General features: G+C 64.6%; 4 protein-coding genes. All 4 read left to right on the top strand.

Features of this window, described 5'->3' with window-relative positions; translation table 11 throughout:
- The coding region (locus tag U8L64_RS00585; protein WP_189327995.1) for a NosD domain-containing protein at positions 1-651 on the top strand (651 nt) is incomplete at its 5' end.
- Complete coding sequence (locus U8L64_RS00580; protein ID WP_138299301.1) at positions 648-1,574, top strand: ABC transporter ATP-binding protein; 927 nt, start codon at positions 648-650, stop codon at positions 1,572-1,574. The genes U8L64_RS00585 and U8L64_RS00580, both read left to right, overlap by 4 nt.
- Positions 1,571-2,401 carry an ABC transporter permease gene (locus U8L64_RS00575; protein ID WP_138300011.1) on the top strand — a complete coding sequence of 277 codons (831 nt, stop codon included), beginning with the start codon at positions 1,571-1,573 and terminating at the stop codon, positions 2,399-2,401. Before U8L64_RS00580 ends, U8L64_RS00575 begins: the two co-directional genes overlap by 4 nt.
- Before the next feature lie 23 nt (positions 2,402-2,424).
- Positions 2,425-2,842, top strand: a 418-nt coding sequence (locus tag U8L64_RS00570) for a nitrous oxide reductase accessory protein NosL (RefSeq protein WP_333392739.1), incomplete at its 3' end; no start/stop codon positions are given.

The raw sequence follows: 2,842 nt of genomic DNA, 5'->3' as shown, positions 1-2,842 counted from the left end.
ACGCGCCGCACCCGTACCGGCTTCGCGCTGATGCAGAGCCGCAAGCTGGTGGTGATCGGCAACCGCTCCGAACAGGATCAGAACTACGGCATCCTGATGAACTACATCACCTACTCGACGCTGAAGAACAACTTCGTCAGCGACGTGCAGCGTGGCGATACCGGTGGCGACAGCATGATCAGCGGCGGCGAAGGCAAGGCGCTGTTCATCTACAACTCGCTGTTCAACACCATCGAGAACAACCACTTCGAGCACAGCAACCTGGGTATTCACCTGACCGCAGGCTCGGAGGACAACAAGATCAGCGCCAATGCCTTCGTCGGCAACGAGCAACAGGTCAAGTACGTCGCCACCCGCACCCAGGAATGGTCCGTGGACGGGCGCGGCAACTACTGGAGCGACTACCTGGGCTGGGATCGCAACGAGGATGGCCTGGGCGACGTGCCCTACGAGCCCAACGATAACGTTGACCGCCTGCTGTGGATGTATCCACAGGTTCGGCTGCTGATGAACAGCCCCAGCATCGAGGTGTTGCGTTGGGTACAGCGCGCCTTCCCGGTGGTCAAGTCGCCGGGGGTGCAGGACAGCCATCCGTTGATGCATCTGCCGACCCAGAAATTGATGAACACCACGCAGGAGCCGTCCTCATGAATGCGGTAGAGATCCAGGGCGTCAGCCAGCGTTACGGCAGCATGACGGTGCTGCACGACTTGAACCTGACCCTCGGCGAGGGCGAGGTGCTGGGCCTGTTCGGCCACAACGGCGCCGGCAAGACCACCAGCATGAAGCTGATCCTCGGCCTGCTGCAGGCCAGCGAGGGGCAGGTGCGGGTGCTCGGCCGCGATCCGCGCACCACCGACGTACGTCGCCAGATGGGTTATCTGCCGGAGAACGTGACCTTCTACCCACAGTTGACTGGCCGCGAAACCCTGCGTCATTTCGCCCGGCTGAAGAGCACGCCGCTGGGGCAGGTCGACGATCTGCTCGAGCAGGTCGGTCTGGCTCATGCTGCAGACCGGCGGGTGAAAACCTATTCCAAGGGCATGCGCCAGCGTCTCGGCCTGGCCCAGGCAGTGCTCGGCCAGCCGCGCCTGCTGCTGCTCGACGAGCCGACGGTCGGCCTCGACCCGATCGCCACGCAGGAGCTGTATCTGCTGATCGACCGCCTGCGCCAGGGCGGCACCAGCGTCATCCTCTGCTCCCACGTGCTGCCGGGTGTCGAGTCGCACATCAACCGTGCGGCGATTCTCGCCAAGGGTCGCCTGCAGGCGGTGGGCAGCCTGGCCCAGCTGCGTGCCGAAGCCGGCCTGCCGGTGCGCATCCGTGCCAGCGGCATCGGCAGCAGCGAGCACTGGCGCCAGCGCTGGAGCGACGCGGGCCATAGTGCCCGCACGCTGAGCGAAACCAGCATCGAAGTGGTAGCGGTCAACGGCCACAAGCTGGTGCTGCTGCGCGAACTGCTCGGCGAAGGCGAGCCGGAGGACATCGAGATCCACCAGCCCTCGCTGGAAGACCTGTACCGCTATTACATGGAACGCGCCGGCGATGTGCGCACCCAGGAGGGCCGAGCATGAACCAGATCTGGAATATCGCCCGCAAGGAACTCAGCGACGGCCTGCGCAACCGCTGGCTGCTCGCCATCAGCCTGCTGTTTGCCGTACTCGCGGTGGGCATCGCCTGGCTGGGCGCCGCGGCGTCCGGGCAGCTGGGATTCACCTCGATCCCGGCGACCATCGCCAGCCTGGCCAGCCTGGCCACCTTCCTGATGCCGCTGATCGCGCTGCTGCTGGCCTATGACGCGATCGTCGGCGAGGACGAAGGCGGCACGCTGATGCTGCTGCTGACCTATCCGCTCGGCCGTGGACAGATCCTGCTCGGCAAATTTGTCGGCCACGGACTGATCCTCGCCCTGGCGGTGCTGATCGGCTTCGGCTGCGCCGCGCTGGCGATTGCCCTGCTGGTCGACGATATCGAACTGGGCCTGCTGCTCTGGGCGTTCGGCCGCTTCATGATCTCCTCGACGCTGCTCGGCTGGGTGTTCCTCGCCCTGGCCTACGTGCTCAGCAGCAAGGTCAGCGAGAAATCCAGCGCCGCCGGGTTGGCGTTGGGCGTCTGGTTCCTTTTCGTGCTGGTCTTCGATCTGGTGCTGCTGGCGTTGCTGGTGCTCAGTGAGGGCAAGTTCAGTCCCGAGCTGCTGCCCTGGTTGCTGCTGCTCAACCCCACGGACATCTACCGGCTGATCAACCTGTCGGGCTTCGAGGGCGCCGGCAGCGCGATGGGCGTGTTGTCGCTGGGCAGCGATCTGCCGGTTCCCGGCGCGGTGCTCTGGCTGTGCCTGCTGGCCTGGGTCGGCGCCTCGCTGTTGCTGGCCTACGGCATGTTCCGTCGGCGTCTGACGTGATCCCAACGTACAAGGAGTCTCCTATGAATCGGCTTTATCATCACGGTATTCGCGCGCTGTTGCTGCTGGCCCTGGGCCTGGGGCTGGCCGCCTGCGGTGAAAAGGAGGAGGTCAAGCAGGCGCTCGATCCGGTGGCCTTCCACGAAAATGACGAATGCCATGTATGCGGCATGGTCATCAGCGATTTCCCAGGGCCGAAAGGCCAGGCGGTGGAGAAGGGGGGCGTGAAGAAATTCTGTTCCACCGCCGAGATGCTCGGCTGGTGGCTGCAGCCCGAGAACAAGCTGCTCGACGCGAAGCTGTACGTACACGACATGGGCAAGAGCCAGTGGGAACACCCGGACGACGCGCATCTGATCGACGCGACCAGCGCCTATTACGTGATCGGCACTTCGCTCAAGGGGGCGATGGGTGCATCGCTGGCGAGCTTCTCCGACGAGG

This window comes from Pseudomonas sp. FIP_A4, from assembly GCF_036701605.1.
Lineage (GTDB): Bacteria > Pseudomonadota > Gammaproteobacteria > Pseudomonadales > Pseudomonadaceae > Stutzerimonas > Stutzerimonas phenolilytica.
The sequence above is the reverse complement of the archived record's forward strand: the minus strand, read 5'-3'. Positions and strand labels throughout refer to the sequence as shown.